General features: G+C 58.3%; 18 protein-coding genes. 11 read left to right on the top strand and 7 right to left on the bottom strand.

Annotated elements, in window-relative coordinates; all coding sequences use genetic code 11:
* The first annotated feature begins 2 nt into the window (after positions 1-2).
* Positions 3-1,436, top strand: a complete 1,434-nt coding sequence (locus tag AC4GMC_RS07415) for a DUF6880 family protein (RefSeq protein ID WP_487876593.1) — start codon at positions 3-5, stop codon at positions 1,434-1,436.
* A 19-nt stretch (positions 1,437-1,455) separates the two neighbouring features.
* Here AC4GMC_RS07415 and AC4GMC_RS07410 read toward each other — a convergent pair whose 3' ends face one another.
* The 3 genes from AC4GMC_RS07410 to AC4GMC_RS07400 are packed head-to-tail and all read right to left on the bottom strand — an operon-like array spanning position 1,456 to position 4,349.
* On the bottom strand, positions 1,456-2,526 hold the full coding sequence (locus AC4GMC_RS07410) for an enolase C-terminal domain-like protein (RefSeq protein ID WP_487876594.1): 1,071 nt from the start codon (positions 2,524-2,526) through the stop codon (positions 1,456-1,458).
* A 1-nt stretch (position 2,527) separates the two neighbouring features.
* Positions 2,528-3,577, bottom strand: coding sequence for an AbrB family transcriptional regulator (locus AC4GMC_RS07405; protein ID WP_487879110.1), 1,050 nt, complete (start codon positions 3,575-3,577; stop codon positions 2,528-2,530).
* A 34-nt stretch (positions 3,578-3,611) separates the two neighbouring features.
* Positions 3,612-4,349 carry an SDR family NAD(P)-dependent oxidoreductase gene (locus AC4GMC_RS07400; RefSeq protein ID WP_487876596.1) on the bottom strand — a complete coding sequence of 246 codons (738 nt, stop codon included), beginning with the start codon at positions 4,347-4,349 and terminating at the stop codon, positions 3,612-3,614.
* A 150-nt stretch (positions 4,350-4,499) separates the two neighbouring features.
* On the opposite strand from AC4GMC_RS07400, the gene AC4GMC_RS07395 reads away from it, so the two are divergent.
* From AC4GMC_RS07395 to AC4GMC_RS07375, 5 genes are all read left to right on the top strand, one after another.
* A complete protein-coding gene (locus AC4GMC_RS07395) occupies positions 4,500-5,180 on the top strand; it encodes a GntR family transcriptional regulator (RefSeq protein WP_487876597.1) in 681 nt (226 codons plus the stop codon).
* Between the two features lie 76 nt (positions 5,181-5,256).
* Entirely contained in the window at positions 5,257-6,246 is a 990-nt protein-coding gene (locus tag AC4GMC_RS07390; protein WP_487876598.1) for a Bug family tripartite tricarboxylate transporter substrate binding protein, read from the top strand.
* Positions 6,247-6,321: 75 nt separating this feature from the next.
* Complete coding sequence (locus tag AC4GMC_RS07385) at positions 6,322-6,768, top strand: tripartite tricarboxylate transporter TctB family protein (RefSeq protein ID WP_487876599.1); 447 nt, start codon at positions 6,322-6,324, stop codon at positions 6,766-6,768.
* Positions 6,769-6,816: 48 nt separating this feature from the next.
* Positions 6,817-8,343, top strand: coding sequence for a tripartite tricarboxylate transporter permease (locus AC4GMC_RS07380; protein ID WP_487879111.1), 1,527 nt, complete (start codon positions 6,817-6,819; stop codon positions 8,341-8,343).
* 4 nt (positions 8,344-8,347) lie between these two features.
* A complete protein-coding gene (locus AC4GMC_RS07375; protein ID WP_487876673.1) occupies positions 8,348-9,373 on the top strand; it encodes an Ldh family oxidoreductase in 1,026 nt (341 codons plus the stop codon).
* Here AC4GMC_RS07375 and AC4GMC_RS07370 read toward each other — a convergent pair.
* The 4 genes from AC4GMC_RS07370 to AC4GMC_RS07355 are packed head-to-tail and all read right to left on the bottom strand — an operon-like array spanning position 9,370 to position 13,154.
* Positions 9,370-10,644 carry an aminotransferase class V-fold PLP-dependent enzyme gene (locus AC4GMC_RS07370; protein ID WP_487876672.1) on the bottom strand — a complete coding sequence of 425 codons (1,275 nt, stop codon included), beginning with the start codon at positions 10,642-10,644 and terminating at the stop codon, positions 9,370-9,372. The two genes, AC4GMC_RS07375 and AC4GMC_RS07370, sit on opposite strands and share 4 nt — an antisense overlap.
* Positions 10,641-11,108, bottom strand: coding sequence for a PaaI family thioesterase (locus AC4GMC_RS07365; RefSeq protein ID WP_487876671.1), 468 nt, complete (start codon positions 11,106-11,108; stop codon positions 10,641-10,643). Before AC4GMC_RS07365 ends, AC4GMC_RS07370 begins: the two co-directional genes overlap by 4 nt.
* Positions 11,108-11,893, bottom strand: coding sequence for an enoyl-CoA hydratase (locus AC4GMC_RS07360; RefSeq protein WP_487876670.1), 786 nt, complete (start codon positions 11,891-11,893; stop codon positions 11,108-11,110). The genes AC4GMC_RS07365 and AC4GMC_RS07360 overlap by 1 nt, the downstream gene beginning before the upstream one ends.
* Before the next feature lie 22 nt (positions 11,894-11,915).
* Positions 11,916-13,154: a CaiB/BaiF CoA transferase family protein gene (locus tag AC4GMC_RS07355; RefSeq protein ID WP_487876669.1), complete on the bottom strand. Its 1,239-nt coding sequence runs from the start codon at positions 13,152-13,154 to the stop codon at positions 11,916-11,918.
* A gap of 110 nt (positions 13,155-13,264) precedes the next feature.
* Between AC4GMC_RS07355 and AC4GMC_RS07350 the strand changes: the two genes are divergently transcribed.
* The 5 genes from AC4GMC_RS07350 (at position 13,265) to AC4GMC_RS07330 (ending at position 18,340) form a co-directional block, all read left to right on the top strand.
* Positions 13,265-13,966: a GntR family transcriptional regulator gene (locus tag AC4GMC_RS07350; protein ID WP_487876668.1), complete on the top strand. Its 702-nt coding sequence runs from the start codon at positions 13,265-13,267 to the stop codon at positions 13,964-13,966.
* A 30-nt stretch (positions 13,967-13,996) separates the two neighbouring features.
* A complete protein-coding gene (locus tag AC4GMC_RS07345; protein ID WP_487876667.1) occupies positions 13,997-15,520 on the top strand; it encodes a malonate--CoA ligase in 1,524 nt (507 codons plus the stop codon).
* Positions 15,521-15,613: 93 nt separating this feature from the next.
* Positions 15,614-16,378, top strand: coding sequence for a hypothetical protein (locus AC4GMC_RS07340; RefSeq protein WP_487876666.1), 765 nt, complete (start codon positions 15,614-15,616; stop codon positions 16,376-16,378).
* Between the two features lie 61 nt (positions 16,379-16,439).
* Positions 16,440-17,762 (top strand): ABC1 kinase family protein, encoded by a 1,323-nt coding sequence (locus AC4GMC_RS07335; RefSeq protein ID WP_487876665.1) that lies wholly within the window; start codon positions 16,440-16,442, stop codon positions 17,760-17,762.
* 143 nt (positions 17,763-17,905) lie between these two features.
* On the top strand, positions 17,906-18,340 hold the full coding sequence (locus tag AC4GMC_RS07330) for a DUF2852 domain-containing protein (protein WP_487876664.1): 435 nt from the start codon (positions 17,906-17,908) through the stop codon (positions 18,338-18,340).
* Positions 18,341-18,566 lie beyond the last annotated feature (226 nt).

The following is an 18,566-nucleotide window of genomic DNA, read 5'->3' as shown; positions in this document are numbered from 1 at the left end:
CTATGTCTAAAAAGACCCTAAACGCCTCCAACCTTGCGGCCCTTGGCGCCGACCGGCTTGCCGATCTTCTGATCGAAGTGAGCACCGGCAGTGCCGATATCAAACGACGCCTGCGCCTGGAGTTGAGCCATAACCTTGGCGCTGCCGAATTGGCCCATGATGTGCGCAAACGGCTGGTTTCGTTGCGCAAATCCAAAAGCTACGTGAGTTGGCGCAAGCGTAAATCGCTTGTGACCGATTTAAACACACAGATCGCTATGATCGTCGACAAGATCGCGCCAGATGATCCGAACACAGCGTTTGAACTGCTGTGGCAATTCATGGAACTCGCACCCTCAATCTATGCTCGCGCGGATGATCGCCGTGGCGATATCGAGGAGGTGTTTCAAGACGCCCTACAGCATTTTGAAAACATCGGCCCCCGGACCCAAATGGACAGCGCGGCATTGGCTGAGCGTGTGTGGTCCGTGCTATCGGACAACACGCATGGCGAGTGGAACGACATCATCGGCCTTTTGGCCGAAACGTTGGGCCCGGATGGGCTAGAGGCACTCAAGCACCAGGTGCAGCAGTTTCGCGATGCGCCCCGTCCCGCTGCCGGTCCCGAGCATGAGGCCTTTGAGTTCTTGCGCACCCTAAGAGGTGACCGAGATTACCGAACCGAAAGGCAACAGGCGCTGATACGCAAGTGCCTGCAAGAGATTGCCGAGGTCAGTGGCGACACCACTGCCTACATCGCAGAGTTCACGCCCGACGACCTACAGCGCAAATCCGTGGCCGCCGAAGTCGCTATGTTAAAACTGTCGGAAGATCGCGCCGCTGACGCGCTCGCAATTCTGCAAGGCGCGGAGCGGTCCCGTGGTACCTTTGGCCAAGACGCATGGGACACCGCGTATATCGACACTTTGCTCGCGTTGGACCGCCTCGGTGAGGCGCAATCGCACCGCTGGACATGCTTTGAGCGCAGTTTGAGCATTGTCCACCTGCGCGCATTCCTAAAGGCCCTGCCAGATTTTGAGGACGTAGAAGCCGAGGATCGGGCGCGTGCTCAAGTTTTGACCTATCCAAACCTCGCGCAGGCTTTGCAATTTTGCCTCACGTGGCCCGACCTGTTAACTGCGGCTCAGCTGGTGACGACACGGGCAGATCAGCTTGACGGTGAGGATTATGAGTTTTTGAACGCTGCGGCGGACGCCTTGCGCACGCATCACCCCCTTGCCGCAACGCTGCTTTTGCGTGCCATGATCGACTTTGCCCTCTTTGAGGGTCGCACATCGCGATACGGGCACGCGATAAACCATTTGCGCGATTGTGAGGCGCTTAGCCTTGAGATTATCGACTACGGCGATGTGCTAACGCACGCAGATTACCGCGACGCTTTGCAGACGATGCATGGGGCTAAGTCGACGTTTTGGGCAAGACTTGAGACCCCCTAGCCGCGCCAACGTCGTGCCTTTATCCGACCCGGCACGCCGCCAGCCCTGCCTCATCCGGTGACAGGCCCAAGCCGGGCCTGTCGGGCACGTGGATTTGACCATCAACCATGCGAATACCCTCCGGCATCAAGAGCCGCACGATCCGCGATTGCGCACGGTGCAATTCCACGGCCCCCGACGTCAACGCGCCGCAGACCCAATGCAGGTTGATAATGTCCCACCCCCCTGCTGGCGATACATTTACACCCAATTGCGCCGCATCTATCGCCGCGCCAAAGCCACCAATAAATACCGCGTTAGGTTGCAGAACCTTCACGCCAGCCCCCGCCAACAGCGCAAATCGCTCAATGCATTGCTCCATCTGGCCCGCGCCTAGGGGCACGCCCTGCCCCGCCAGCGCAGCGAGGCTTGCGGTGTCATTGCCCTGCACAGGCTCCTCCAACCACGTGAGGTTCAGATTACAGGCGCCGCGCACAAACGCCAAAGCAGTCTCGTTATCCATACGGCAATTGGCATCCGCAATTAACTCAGCCTTAGGGCCTATGGCATCGCGGACCGCGCTGAGCCGGGCTAGGTCTTGGGCCACTGTTCTGCCTTTGGCCGCGATCAAAACCTTAACCCCGAGGGCACCGGCTGCGACCTCGCGCCCGCAACTTTCGACCAACGCATTGGTGTCGAGCTCAGGAAAGCCGCAAGTGACATGCACCGGGGCCGCGTCCCGCTTGCCACCCAGCAGCGTGGTGACGCTTTGCCCCAAATACTTGGCCCGAATATCCGTCAGCGCGATGTCCAAGGCGGATAGCCCGGCCATCACCACCCCGCCCATCCGCCTTGGATTGTACTGCTTGGCGATGTCGGCCACGGGGTCATCCGATCCGCGGCTCAAGACCTCTGGCACCACCCGATTGAGAAAATGGGCAACCTCGGGCGCAAGAAACCGCCCCGTCACACCTGTGCCCTCTACGCCATCTGGGTCGCGCAGCTTAAGCCGTACAAAGGTAAAGCTGTCCGCACCGGAATAAGGCCCCGGATCGCTCGGTCCACCCGTGGGGCAATGGACAGACGCCTCAACATGCCACTTCGCGCCCATGCTATTTGTTCCCCACCTTGGGGTCAGAAAAACCCAACATACGCGCCGCGATGGGTGAGCATGTCAGAATAAAGAACACCCGGATCACATGATGCAAGACCACAAAGCCCAAGTCCGCCCCCACAACGATGGCCAAAATCGCCATTTCGGCCTGACCTGCCGGCGCAAAGGCCAAAAAGCCATCCAGTGCTGGCGCAAGCCCCATCAGAATGACGGCCTCGGCAAAGGCGGCGGCTACTGCCGCTACGATCACCACATAGATTAACCCCGCAAAAGCGTCTTTGCGCAACTCAGCCAAGGTCACCCCTGCATAGCCCGCGCCAAGCCCCATCCCGATAAAGAACTGTGCGGCCAGGATCGCCTCGGATGGGGGGCGATAATGGATGACATCGCCAAGCGACAAGGCCGCCGCAAGGACCATCGGCCCGATGATAGCGGCCCCAAAGATCCCGATCCGCGCCGCAACCTTCCAACCCATGATGGCGGCTGCCGCCATAATCACCAACTCATGCAAAGGCAGCGTCGCCGCTGGCGCGCCGATCGGGTTGTCGAGGTCTGCACCAAACCCGACCACCATGATGATCGGGGCCACCAACACAATGACCAACAACCGGGTTGCGTGGATCAGGGTCAGCGTTCGGACATTGGCGCCGGATTCTTCGCCAAAGGCTGTCATTTCCTGCAACCCACCCGGCATGGAGGCAAAGAAGGCCGTGGGCCGATCCAACCCATAGACCCGCCGGAAAAACGGAACGCCAATACATGCCACCACAACCACATAAATTGGGACCATCGCGAGCGAGATCACCATTTGCGGCGCGCGCTCAATCAGTTCGGGCGTGATGGAGGCCCCGATCGCCACCCCAAGAACGGTGCGCATCAGCGTCCCGATCTTGCCCGGCTTGGCCACTGGCACCCCCGCAAGCGCCGCCAGCAGACACGCAACCAAGGGGCCAAACAAAAACGGCAACGGGGCACCAAGCCACAGCAAGATCAATGTGCCCGCGCCCGACAGCGCAATCGTTCCAGCAATGCCCGATATATTGCCCATCATGTGCCCCCTAACGGAATGTGCCCCTATGCCTTTAGGTCGTCTCACCACCGTTAACGGCGATCATCTGGCCGGTCACAAACCGCGCCTCGGGCGAAGCCAAATAGCCAACCGCAGCTGCGATATCCTCGGACGTGCCCATGAAACCCGCCGGAATACTAGCCACGCGTTTGGGGTCCTGCGTGTCCCCGCCGTCTTTGGCGATCTGCCCCGGAGAGATAGCATTTGCCGTAATCCCTTTGCAGGCGAACTCAGTCGAGAGCGCCTTGGTCAGCCCCCAAACCCCGTGTTTGGCCGCAGAAATCGGTGCACCCTCAAAATAACCTTTGATCGCCTTCATCCCCGCAAAATTGATGATCCGGCCCCACCCTTTGTCGACCATACCGGGCAAAAACGCCCGTGCGGTCCGAAAAGAGCCCGTGAGCGCGACATCAACCACCCCATGCCAATCATCATCCGACATCTCAAGGAACGGCTTGTGCGGGCGGCGCGCGGCATTGTTCACTAGGATGTCAACGGTGCCAAACTGCGCCAGCGCCGCCTTGGTAATCTGGGCCACATCCTGTGCTTGGCTCATATCACCCATCGCAACCATTGCTTCGACGCCGTGCGCGCGGATGGCATCGGCGGTTTCCTCACAGGCCTGCGCATCGCTAGAGCCATTGACCACGACATTCGCCCCAAGCTCGGCAAGCCGCACTGCAACGCCCCGTCCGATGTTCTGACCCGAGCCGGAAACGAACGCCGTCTTTCCTATAAGTGTCCGATCCATAGGCAGGCGCCCTCCTGTTGCAGTCCGCAAAGCAGACGTTACGTTAACCCTGTCATTTGGGTACTGAGGCTTCGGAGGTTAATCAACGAAATAATGTTGACAATCGACATTTAATATTGCTGCATGAGCATACAAAATGAAGGTGACACCATGGTTAACGACCTCGAATTAAAGCGACAAAAGCCACTCGTCCTTGAAGTACGGGATGAGTTGGAACGTATGATTCTGGGTGGTGAAGTACCTGCTGGTGAGCGATTGAATGAACAAACCCTTGCGGCGTTGAGGGGTGTCAGCCGCGCCCCCGTGCGGGAGGCTGCGCGTTCGCTCGAAAAGGATGGGTTGGTCACAACCGTTGCCAACAAGGGCGTGTTTGTACGCAAGCTAACCTTGGAAGATGCACTGGAATTGTATGAGTTGCGGGCCATGGTATTTGGCTATCTGTGCGCGCGGGTCGCCGCCACCGCCGACGACAAGGCGCTTGCTGAGCTGCGCGCCAGCGTCAGCCGGATGGCCGAGGCCGCCGCACGCAAAGATGAGAGCGCCTATTTTACTGAGAACCTCGCATTCCACGACAAAATCGCAACTGCGGCCAACAGCAACCGCGTGGCTGATCTGTATCTCGGGCTGTGCAAAGAGGTTCGCTTGATGCGCCTACGGGTGTTGAGCGGTCCATTGGCACTAGAGGTGTCAAACCAAGAACACGACGCGATTGTTCGCGCGATTGAGAGTGGTGACATCAAAGCCGCAAGTCGTGCTGGCAGCCAGCACCACCTGAACGGCAAGCAACGTCTCTTGGGCACCTACAGCGGTGAGCGAGGCGAGCAAACCTGACGACAAGACCCAAATGATCACAGGCGCAAAAACAGCCGGATCATTCGCATTCTTTTGGATATAGGGAGGAAAATCCATGGAACTTACAAAAACACTTGGACGCCGGATGTTGGGCGCAGCTTGTGCTGCGGCCATTGCGGCACCACTGGCCATCGCAACGCCTGCGATCGCCCAAAGCTACCCATCCGCCGATGAAACACTGGACTGGACAATCGCGTTCGGCCCCGGAGGCGGCAACGACATCATGGCGCGTAGCATCATCGAAATTCTTAACAAGTACGATCTGTACGATGGTGAGATTTCTGCCGAAAACCGTGCTGGTGGTTCGGGTGCTGTGGGCTGGGGCTATCTGTTCGCCCAAGACGGAAACCCCTACGGGATTTCGACCACATCGGGCAGTTTTGTAACGACACCGCTTCAGGCTGACACCCCATGGCAACCCGAAAGCTTTACGCCTGTTGCACTGCTCGCGACGGATGACCTTGTGCTGGTCGTCAACGGCGACAGTGAAATCGACACGATCGACGAATTCATCGCTAACGCCAAAACCAACCCGGTGAACATCGGCGGCACTGGTTCTGTCAACGTAGACTTCATCGTGCCGACGCTTTTTGCAGAAAAAGCTGGCTTTGAATTCGACTACGTGTCGTTCAACTCCATGTCCGAGCAGACCACCGCGCTGTTGTCCAATGCGCTTGATGCGATGGTCGGCAACCCCGGGGAAATCCTCGGCCTCATCGAGTCTGGTGATCTTAAGCCACTAGTGTTCTCGGGCCAAACGACCCCTGCCGCACTTGAAGGTGTACCAACAATGGGCAGCATCGGGTTCGATATCGGCGTGTCGATGCCCCGTGGCCTGATCTTGGCACCCAACGCCCCTGCTGAGGCGCAGGAATGGTGGATCAACACCATGAAAGAGGTCGTACAGACACCAGAGTGGGGTGAGTATATCTCCAGCAACACGCTGACACCCACGGTTCTGTATGGCGAAGACTTCCGCCAGTTCCTTGTGAACACCAAGAACGGCTTTGAGGTCGTTCTGCGCGAAGTCGGCGCAATCGACTAAGCCCGCTTTAGTGACTACGTCGTCGGCTCCGTATGGATCGGGGCCGACGACAAGACCAAACAGGACATCAAGATCATGCGCGTCGCCTTCTTTGTCGTTCTCCTCGCGGGGGCGATTTTTTACTCTTATGTGGCCTATGCCGACCTGAACTTTCTAACGCGGACGGGCCGGCCTGGTCCGGGCTTCTTTCCGCGGTTGATCGGAACGGCCGCCATCGTATTCACGCTGTGGACCCTCATTGAGGAACTGCGCAAAGCGGAGCGTGAACACACCGACCCAAGCAAGTGGAAAGACGTTGTGATCCTGATGGCGTTGGCCTGTAGCTACGCGGTCCTTCTGAAACTGTTTGGCGGCTTTGTGTCGACAGTTATCTTCCTTGGCGCGACGTTGATGCTGTTGAACCGTACGCAACCCGTCAAGAACCTTCTTGTTGCGACCCTTGTACCAAGCGGCGTGTACCTGCTGTTTGACCGCGTGTTGAACGCAAACATGCCCCCGGCGCTTTTTGAGCTTCCGATATGACCCTCACCCTCGACTGGCTGCTCGCCACCCTTTTGCCGGAGTAGAACCATGGATATCTTTGCGGATCTGATGATGGGGCTGTCGGTTGCCATCTCTCCGATCAACATTCTCTACCTTCTGATCGGTGCCATCGTCGGCATGATTGTTGGTGTCATTCCCGGATTTGGTCCCTCGGCGGGGCTTGCAATCTTGCTGCCCGTGACCTTCGGAATGGACCCGATTGGCGCGATCATGATGCTGGCCGCAATCTACTACGGTGCGATGTACGGCGGCACGATCACCTCTATCCTGCTCAACACTCCGGGCGAAAGCGCTACGGTCGCCTCGACCTTCGACGGATTTCCATTGGCCAAAAACGGCCGCGCGGGCCCTGCCCTTGTGATGCAGGCCGCCGCATCGTTCGTTGGCGGGACCGTTGGCGTGATCCTCATCACGATCCTCGCACCGCTCTTTAGCCAAGTCTCCCGCAGCTTTGGCCCACCTGAATACTTCCTTTTGGCGGTGATGGGGATGCTGACCCTGCTGGTAATGATCGGCTCCAATTGGAAGCTGGGCGTGATCTCGGCCCTGATCGGCTTTGCCCTCGGCACCGTCGGCGTCGATCTGGAAACGGGCCAAGGCCGGTACACTTTTGGATCCGCAGAGTTGATCGGCGGCATCTATTTCATCCCAATTGCGATCGGTCTTTTCGGCTTGGGTGAGCTGTTCTACGCCTTTTACAACGGACTGCACAAAACCGGCACGGGTGGGATCGTACAATACGACAACGAAGAGCGTTTTTGGCCCACGGCTCAGGACTGGCTTTCGACCCGGATGACCATGGTGCGCGGCTCGGTCCTTGGGTTTGTGGTGGGTGTGATCCCCGGCGCGGGCGCAACCATTGCCTCGCTTATGGCGTACTCGACAGAACGCTCCCTGTCCAAGAACTCAGAGAACTTCGGCAAGGGTGAGATGGCAGGCCTTGTGGCGCCAGAAACCGCCAACAACGCGGCCTCTTCCGGGGCGATGATCCCGCTCCTGACACTGGGCATCCCCGGCTCGGCCTCGACGGCTGTTTTGTTGGCGGCGTTCATCATGTGGGGTCTGCGCCCCGGCCCGTTGTTCATGGAACAAAACCCCGAATTCGCATGGGGGCTGATCGCCTCGATGTATCTTGGGAATATGGCGCTCTTGGCGATTTCCATCTTTGCGATTCCGCTGTTTGTGCAGATCATCAAGGTCCCCTACCGGATGCTGGCCCCCTGCATCGTCGTGGTCTGCGCGCTTGGCACGTTCAGCGTCCATGCAAGTTTCGTAGAGACATACTTGATGTTCGCAGCTGGCATCGTCGGCTTTTTCATGCGGCTCTATGGTTTTTCACCTGCCGCATTGGTTCTCGCGCTTGTTCTAGGCCCACTGGCAGAAGAGGCCTTGCGCCAAACCATGACCATTTCCCGCGGGTCGTTCGGCATCTTTGTGGAGCGCACGCCGTCACTTTGGATCATCGGTGTGACCGTGACGTTGATCGTGCTGCTGCCGATGTTGAACCGGTTCGGAAAGCCCAAGGTCGATCCCGCAGCTGAGGCCGAGGGGTAGCGCCGTGCCAAAGCTCTCCGAAGGAGACGCACAGGCGCTGACCGCAGGGGCCTTTAGGGCGGCCAAGATGCAGGCCGATATGGCGGATGATGCCGCCCAGATGCTGGTCCTTGCGGAAATGATGGGCATCGACACCCACGGTCTGACCCGCGTGCCGGCTTATGTCGCGCGCCTGCGCGATGGTGGTGCGAACCCTTATGCCCTGCCGATCATCCGTTCCCCTGCCCCCGCCTTGCGCCATGTAGATGGCCAAAACGGGCTGGGGGCCGCCGTCGCCATCCGGGCCACCCGCGCCGCGATGCAGGCCGCGCGTGATGTCGGCATGGGGGCCGCATTTTGCCATGCATCGACCCATCTGGGCGCCTTAGCGCCGCAACTGCTCTGCGCCGCTGAGGCCGGTTTTGCCGCAATATTTACCACCAACACGTCCCCGATGATCGCCCCTCAGGGCGGCAATCAAGCAGTCATCGGCAACACGCCCCTAGGCATCGCCCTGCCCGATGCGAACGGCCAGCATGTCATTCTGGATATCGCTATGTCTGTCGCGGCGCGGTCCAAGGTCCGTCAAGCGGCCGCCAAGGGCACGCAGATCCCCGACACTTGGGCCACTGATGCAACGGGTAACCCGACAACTGACGCGACAGCCGCAATGAAGGGATTGATGCAAGCGATTGGCGGCGGCAAAGGCGCGAACCTTGCGCTATGCCTAGACCTGCTTGCGGGCGGACTGTCCGGTGCCGCGATGCTGTCTGAGGTGCCCAACGCAAACCTCGACACAAGTGCCACTGCGAATGTCGGGCATATGTTTATTGTGATTGACGCAGCAAAGCTCATCGCGCCGGATGCACTTGGCGCACGGCTGAATGATGCACGCGGAATGGTTCGCGACAGCGCAGCCACTGGTACTGAGACAAGCCTGCCTCGCCTGCCCGGCGCGCGCGCCCTTGCCTCACTCGCGACCGCGCGTGAGGAAGGGATCGAAATCGCACCAGACCTACTGGCCAGCTTAACAGCGCTTACAGACGCTTAGGACACAGCGTCCGTGATTTCGCGCATCGCTTGAAGGAACTGAGCCACCTCAACATCACTGTTGTAGTGGCACATCGACACGCGCACAGCGGCCTCCATCCCTAAGGGATCGAGGATGTTGCCCGAGTAGTGATCGGCCTTGCGGGTGTGGGTACGGATACCCCGTTCGCGCAGTTGCGTTACCACGTCGGGGGCCGCAATTCCATCAACGGTGATTGACACAAGCCCCTCACGCTGCGGGTTATCAACGCCGCCAATGATCGTGACGCTCGGCATATCCGCCAGCCCGGTTTGATTGCCAACACCGTGGATCATTCCATCAGTCAGGCCTTTTTCGTAGGCGTGGATAGCCGCCCCTGCGGCCACGATCCTTGCGCGCTTGTCCTTAGCGCCAGACACCTCTCCGCCAAGCCAATCAAAGTAATCAACCACATCAGAGAACGTCACATAGGCGCCTGTGTCGCGGGTCCCGAATTCCCACGGATCTCCGGGCGCGTCGATCAGATGCTCGTGCTTGAGCGCGTTCAATCGGTCCGATACCCACGCCACACCGTAGCCATGACGCGAAAACACTTTGTAGGGCGAGACAACATAGCCATCGATGTCGTAGCTTGCGATATCCAGCCGCCCATGCGCCGCATGCTGAATACCATCAACGATGATGATACACTCAGGCGCAACCTTGCGGATCGCAGCGGCGATTGCAGCCACATCCACGCCCATGCCTGTCACAGGTGAGGTGTGTAGGATTGTGGCCACGCGGGTATCCGGCGTCACCTCGGCTGCGTATTCCGCCGCCGTGACAGAGCCAGTTGCATCATTGTGCGCCACCAGAACATGATCTTTGCCAACAACTTCGCACCAGTGGCGCGCGGCACTGCGAGTGGCCGGGTGTTCCAGCGTTGTGCCCAGAACACGGCCCGCACCAGTGGCCACACAGGCCGTGCGGACCAGACGGAACAGCAGCTCCGTGCCGCTTTCGCCCACGAAAAACTGCCCCTCGGGCGCATTGAAAAAGACGGCCATGTCGGCCTTGGATTTGTTGATCAGCGCGACAAGCGCATGAGCCGCCGGGTTATCGCGGCCCTGATTGTCCGGGATCGCAGCAAACTTAGCCGATGTTTCCACGACCGAATTCAATGTCAGCGCGCCACCGGCGTTTTCAAAAAACACCCGCTCGCCCTCAAAGGGGCAGCTATCGACATGGGCAAAACGGCCCCTGATTTCGGACAAAAGGTGAGGGTTGATTTCGGACGTAAGCTGTTCAGTCATCCCGGCATTTTCCATGTTGCTGTGGCCAAGGCCGCAAGTTTCCCATCCGGCCCCATAAGACGGCTTTCCATAAAGGACAAGGACCGCCCCTTCTTTGTAAACCGTCCCTCACAAGTGACCAGCCCTTCCATCACGGGGCGCATGAATTGGACCTTTAATTCGATCGTGGCTCCCGCGCCTGCGATCTTTTTCACCAAATGGCCCATTGAGATATCCATCGCCGAGGCCATGGCCCCGCCATGCAGCGACCCTTGGGGATTACGCAGCATATCCGTAACCTCAAACGTCAGGCGGCAGACCTCTTTGTTCGCATCCGGCGCTTCAGCCGGTAGGTATTCAAATTTCAGCCCCAGAAACCGAGCAAAGAAAAAGGTCTCGAATGCCTGTTCATGGCTTTCGATGACCTCTTCCATATGCTGTCGAACGACTGCCTCGTCTACGCGGGCAGAACGATCACCCGCCATCAAGCCCCCACGAACTGAGGTTTTCGCTTTTCAAGGAAGGCGCGGCGTCCTTCCACGTAGTCTTGGCTATCAAAACAGGCTTTGACCCGGCGGGCGCATTCGTCTTCGTCGCGTTTGCTTTCGTCTTTTAGCGTCTCACCTACGATGAACTTGACAGAAGCCACAGTCATTGGCGCGTTTGCGGCGATCATCTTGGCAGTTTCCTCGGCCACTTGGGCGACCTCGTCGTCTTCGACAACGCGGTTGACCAAACCCATGATACGGGATTCTTCGGCGTCGAACCGGCGGGCGGTAAAGAAGATTTCCTTGGCAAAGGACGGACCGACCACATTCACAAGGCGGTTAATGCCCGGAAATCCATAGCCAAGACCCAACTTGGCGGCAGGCACAGCGAACTGCGAGCCCTTACCGCAAATGCGCATATCACAGCTCAGCGACAGCGCGACGCCGCCACCGATGCAAAAGCCATTGATTTGGGCGATTGTGGGCTTGGGGAATGCTTCCAGCTTGTCGTATACCCGCTTGGTCGTCGCGTTGTAGCGCGCAACGCCCTCTTCGCTAGCGCGCTCGCTCTCAAACTTTGAGATGTCAGCTCCCGATACGAACGCCTTACCACCAGCACCCGACAGGATCAGGATACGCACGTCTGGGTCGAACTCAAACGCATCAAGAGCCGCCTCGACAGCCTCCCACATCTCGAGCGAAACGGCGTTCCGCTTTTCGGGTTGGTTGAAAATAATCCGGGCAATATCGCCCGATTTTTCGGTGATGATTTTGTCGGTCATGGTCTCGTCCGTTGGTATGAGTTCAGATCGCGCCAAGCGCTTTCATGGATGTAATTTCCGCATCAGAATACCCGATTTCCTTAAGGATATCGGTCGAATGCTGGCCCGCAAGCGGCGGGGGCGATGCAATGTGGCTCGGCGTGCGGCTCATCAGAATGGGCTGGCCGACAAGATGCGTCTCACCTCGCTCTTGGCTGGTGACAGGTTGCGCTAGTCCCAGATGATGCACTTGTGGGTTATCAAAGACTTGGCCGATGTCGTTAATCTCACCCACCGGGACGCCGGCATCATTAAGGACCTCGATCCACTCCGCAGTCGTGCGGGTAATAGTGATATCCTCAATCTGTTCACCCAAAGCATCGCGATTGTCAGAGCGTGCGGGCGCGGTAGCGAACCGTTCGTCGTCAAGCCAATCATCGCGCTTAACCGCTATTGCAAAGCGCTTCCAAATCTCTTGCCCCGCTACGGCGAGGTTCATGTGACCGTCTTTGGTCTTGAACACCCCGGTGGGGATCGACGTGGGGTGATTGTTGCCCGCCTGCTTGGGCACCACACCGTCCATCAAGAAACGCGCGGCTTGGAAGTCGAGCATAAACACCTGCGCCTGTAGCAGAGAGGTTTGCACCCACTGACCTTTGCCAGATGTCGCGCGCTCCATCAGCGCAATCAAAACACCCTGTGCGGCAAAAAGACCCGCGCACAGATCGGCTATCGGGATGCCGACGCGCATGGGCCCCTCGCCAGGCTGGCCAGTGATGGACATAAGCCCACCCATGCCCTGCGCGATCTGATCAAAACCCGGCCGCCCCGCCAATGGACCATCCTGCCCAAAACCAGAGATTGACGCATAAACCAGGCCCGGATTGTCCGCAGACAGCGTCTCATAATCGATACCAAGGCGCTTCTTCACACCCGGGCGGAAGTTTTCAACGATGACGTCAGCGGTCTTGGCCAGCTTGCGAAACGCCTCAACCCCTTCTTTTGATTTGAGATTTATCGTTAATGACCGCTTGTTGCGGTGAAGGTTTTGGAAATCCGGCCCTGAACGCGGCCCGCCAAGTTGGGCGCTATCAACAGGTGTCTCGATTTTGATAACATCCGCCCCCCAATCGGCGAACTGCCGCACGCAGGTCGGCCCCGATCGAACGCGGGTCAAATCCAAAACTCGGATGCCGCGCAACGCCATGCTAGCAACTGGGCTTTCGCCGCTTGCCGTCGGCTGAGCCGCACCGTGGTCCGCGTGATCTGCGGGTTGCGCCATCTTGGTTCTCCCGTGGTCAAATTGTGAAATAAGCTGTATGACAACGATCAGCGATTAGCAATATAAATGTTAATTGTTGACAAATTTTGAGAGGCGGGAGAAACGAACACATGGCTCTTTCGACAAATACAATCGGACAAGGTCGCGCGACACTGGCTGGCGAGGTCCGTGGTGAAATTGAACGGCTGATCGTTGAGGGTGAACTCGCGGCCGGCGTCAAGCTGAACGAACTTTCGCTATCCAACGCGATGGGTGTCAGCAGAGGCACCGTGCGAGAGGCGATACGCTCCCTTGCGGATTCCGGGCTTATCGATCTGATCGCGAACCGTGGCGCGTTTGTGCATGAAACCACCTTAGATGAGATCCGCAATCTTTACGATCTACGTGGTGCGATCTTTGCCATGGCCTGTTCCGCCTGTGCCCGGAGGGTCGCCGACAATGATGCCCCCCACCTTGCACGCAAGCTGCAAACAAACCTTGAGCGGATGCAAAAGGCCAACGATAACAACGACCCCAAGGCCTACTATCCGCTGAACATCGAATTCCACGATCTGATCCTTGAAAACGCAGGCAACCCCCGCGCCAAGGCGATGTACGACAATATGATCAAGGAAATGCATCTGTTCCGGCGCCGCGGCCTATCGAGCGCTACTAACATTGCCCGCTCACTTGAAGAACACCGCGCCATCAGCGACGCCATCATCGCAGGCGACACAGACAGCGCCCGGCGCGCAGGTGAACAACACACAACCTCCGGCTTTACCCGGTATCTGAACCAAGCAGATAAAGCGGACGCAGCCGCGGACGACTAGACCGGTGCTTCAATCAAGAAAGACGACCTCATGACCAATCCCCTGTACGACGCGCTTTTCGCTCCGCATGAGGGCAAATCGACCCCCTTCCTGCACCTAGCCGATGGCACAACCGTCAGCCACGGGGAGTTTTTGCAGGAGGTCAATCGCACCGCCAACGCATTGGTGTCGTTGGGCGTTGCGCCGGGGGATCGGGTGGCGGTTCATGTGATAAAATCTTGCGAAGCGCTTGCCCTCTATGCGGCTTGCGTGAAATCGGGGGCAGTGTTTCTCCCGCTCAACACGGCCTACACGCCCCGCGAATTGGATTATTTCGTCGGTGACAGCGGCGCGGCCCTATTCGTCTGCGACCCTGCCGAAGAGGCGGATTTACGCGGAATAGCGACGCAAGCCGGCGCACAGTTGAAAACGTTGGGCGCGGATGGCCGGGGGACCCTGACGGATTTGGTCACCGCCCAAGCCGACACCTTTGACGCCGAAGCGCGGCACAAAGATGATCTGGCCGCATTGCTATACACCTCCGGTACGACAGGTCGGTCCAAAGGTGCGATGCTGACCCACGAAAACCTGCTGTCAAACGCTCAATCCTTGGTGGAAGCGTGGCGGTTCACCAACGATGATGTCCTGTTGCACGCGCTACCAATATTCCACAGCCACGGGCTGTTTGTGGCGACAAATGTCATGCTGTTGGCCGGAGGATCAATGATCTTCCTGCCCAAGTTTGACGTCGAAACCGTGCTGGCCCGCCTGCCCGAAGCCACGACGATGATGGGCGTGCCTACATTCTATACCCGCCTATTGGATGAGGCCCGCTTTTCCAAAGATTTGGTCGCGCACATGCGTCTGTTCATCTCTGGCTCGGCGCCGTTGCTGGCCGATACGCACACACAGTTTGAGGATCGCACCGGCCACCGCATTTTGGAACGTTACGGCATGACAGAAACCTCGATGAACACCTCGAACCCCTATGACGGTGCACGACGCGCTGGCACTGTGGGCTTCCCCTTACCAGGCGTAGAGGCAAAGGTCTGCGATCCCGAAACTGGCGCGGAGCTTCCCACCGGTGAAATCGGCGTTCTATGGGTGCGTGGCCCCAATGTTTTCAAAGGCTATTGGCAAATGCCTGAAAAGACTCGCGAAGAGCTGCGCGAAGATGGGTTCTTTATTACCGGTGATCTGTCGTTGATCGATGCCGAAGGCTATGTCCACATCGTCGGGCGCGGCAAAGATCTGATCATTTCCGGCGGCTACAACATCTATCCCAAAGAGATCGAGCTGTTCCTTGATGCTCTGCCCAACGTCAAAGAAAGCGCTGTAATTGGCGCGCCGCATCCCGACTTTGGCGAAAGTGTCATTGCCGTGTTGGTGCCCGAGGACGGGGCCAAAATTGACACCGCAGCCATCCAAGACATCGCGCGTCGCGACCTTGCTGGTTTCAAGCGTCCGCGGCACATTGAGGTCGTTGCCGAACTGCCGCGAAACACGATGGGCAAGGTTCAGAAAAACCAGTTGCGCGATAAGTTCGCGGCCGCGTTTCAACCGGTAGCGGGTTAATCCAAAGGGCTCCACGCGCCCGGTGACACGGCCATCAACCTTGAACCCGGTGCGTTTTGCCCCATCGTTAAAGCATCCTGACAGGAGGCTACGATGACCCGCTTCATGATCCTATTCGCCCTCCTGTGGGGCACCTCTGCTGCGGCGTTGGAACTGACCCAGACCGGTGTTTTCACGCTCAACCGTCCCGCAAGCCTTGAGTACGATCCCGATTTTTGCGGCCTGTGGATCGCGAATGAAGGTCCGGAGGCGGTTCTGACCACTCTCGATGGGTATGAACTGCGGCGCATTCGCTCGGACATGGGGCGGATCAAGGCCATCACACTTGAAGGGTCTGACCTGATCGTGGCCGACGGACGCGGTAATTTTCAGCGGCTCACCAAGGATGGGGTCGCCATCGCGCCCCCCTTCACGATTTCATCCAACTGGGCCGATACCGAAGGCATGGTGGTTGACGCTGATGGATCAATCATCACCGTTGAGGACGACCCAGAATACCTAAGCTGGCTTGCCCCCGATGGCCAAATCCTGCGCCGGATCAATACGATGTCGCTCAACCCGCCCCTAAGCGAAGCCCAAGGCATCGCGCGCGACCCGCGCACAGGCCATCTGCTGATTGTGGATGATTTTGAGGGAACAAACAGCCTTTACGAGTTCGACCCTCAGGGAACGCTATTGTCGACCGCGCCGCTGTTGGAATATGGCACCGACCCCGAGGGGATCGCGATCCGCCCCGGATCTGGGCAACTCTTCATTGCCTTTGACACTGGGGCCACCGTGGTCAGCTTCGACTACACCCCCACCTTGCCAGAGGGCGCTGATCCCCTGCCCCCGGGGTCGGATTGTGCAATGTTTTGATCCACCCCTTGTCGCCCAGTCACACGCCCTATCCTTGAGGTTCGCCTTATAAGGACAGACCATGGCCCGACCACCATCTGATAGCCGCCCGTTGCCCGTGCCCTCCAGCCGGATATCGCGGCTAACCCGGCTCAGCACGATGACTGCCGGTGTGGCTGGCAACATGGCGCTACGAGGTGCGGCAGAGTTGGGTCGCGGCAAACGCCCCCAGTTTCGCGATCTGCTGATGACCCCAGCCAACATGTCACGCGTGGCCGATCAGCTGGCCAAAATGCGCGGCGCGGCGATGAAGGTCGGGCAATTGGTGTCGATGGATACGGGTGATGTGCTGCCTCCGGAACTGGCCGATATCTTTGCTCGGCTGCGGGATGACGCGCACTTCATGCCACCCGCGCAGCTAAAAAAGGTGCTCGCCGCGCATTGGCCCAAGGGATGGCTGGGTCAATTTACGACCTTTGACGTCCGTCCCATCGCGGCCGCCTCCATCGGACAAGTACACCGTGCACACACCCGCGATGGCCGCGACATGGCGATCAAAGTTCAATACCCTGGCGTTGCCCAAAGCATCGACAGTGATGTGGCAAATGTCGGCGCACTTGTGCGGATGTCGGGTCTTTTGCCTAAGGGATTTGAATTGGCCCCCTACCTTGAGGAAGCCCGCAAACAACTGCACGATGAAACCGACTATGCCCTAGAGGGTGAATACTTGCGCGAATTCGGCGCCCTTTTGGCCGGTGATGATCGCTACATTGTGCCAACCCTGCACGAGGATTGGACAACCCCCGGCATTCTAGCGATGTCATTTATCAAGGGGGATCCGATTGAGGCCGCGACCCAAGCCCCCGAGCCGATGCGCAACACCATCGCCCATGCCCTCATTGAACTGCTATTGCGTGAGTTGTTCGAATTCGGAGTCATGCAAACCGACCCCAACTTTGCCAATTACCGCTACGACCCCGCTACTGGGCAGATCATCTTGCTCGACTTTGGGGCCACGCGCCGGCTTGGCAGCCAGATTATCGCGCAATACCGCACCCTCATGCGTGCGGGTCTTGATGCGGATCGCGCCGCCATGGACGCGATCTGCCAAGAGATCGGGTTTTACCAACCCGAAACTGCGCCCGAACATCGGGAACAGATCCTGCGTATGATGGATATCGTCTTTGCCCCATTACGTACCGATGCGCCCTTTGATCTGGCTGATCCTGTGATGCCGCGGCAGATGCAGGATGAGGGCCGCGCATTGGCCGCCGCCGGGTTTATACCACCCCCTTTGCCGATTGATGCGTTGTTCTTGCAACGAAAATTCGGTGGCATCTTTTTGCTCTGCGCGAAGCTGCGGGCCAAGGTGGCTGTGCGCGAATTACTAGAACAGTTCGTGTAAAACTCGCGATCTAATCGCGAACAATGTAAAAAAGATTCACTTTTTTCGCGGCACGTCCTTGTTAATGCGATTAACATCCCCCATCTCCTATGATGTGAAGCACATTTACATCTGAATTTTAACGCCCCAAGGAGACCGCCCCAATGACCACATTTGCCTCTACTCCCAACACCGCCAGCCGCCCCCTCGGCTGGCTCGCGCGCGCCGAAAGCTGGCTTGATGCCCGTGGCAAAGGCGCTTGGATCGCCACGATGGTCTTCGGGTTCATCTTTTTCTGGCCCATCGGCCTCGCCCTTCTTGCCTATATGATTTGGAGCAAACGCATGTTTTCTGGAAAATCCTGCCGCCGCACAGCCCACGAGCGCGCCACATTCACGACCTCTGGCAACTCTGCCTTTGACGCCTACAAAGCCGATATGTTGCGCCGCCTAGAGGACGAGCAAGCTGCGTTTGAGGAATTCCTCCAACGGTTGCGCGAAGCCAAAGATAAGTCCGAGTTCGACGATTTTATGGCTGATCGTGCGGATGCCGCCAAAAAGGCCAGCGCGGAAAAAGCGACTGAACCAGCAGACGCCTAATCCACCCAAGGTACGGAGCCGCTGACAAAAGCGGCCCGTGCCTGCATACTCTTCCAATCCATGTTTTCAGCAGATGATCCGCACCATGCATTATGATACGCACACCTCCGGCCTTCCCGACCCCGAACTTCAGCCCGGCTTTTACGAGGGCGTCACGTTGAAACGCGTGTTGGCTTGGATGCTAGACACAGCCGTCATCGGGACACTGACGGTCCTTTTTGGTTTT

The organism is Thalassobacter sp. (genome assembly GCF_982993085.1).
The sequence above is the reverse complement of the archived record's forward strand: the minus strand, read 5'-3'. Positions and strand labels throughout refer to the sequence as shown.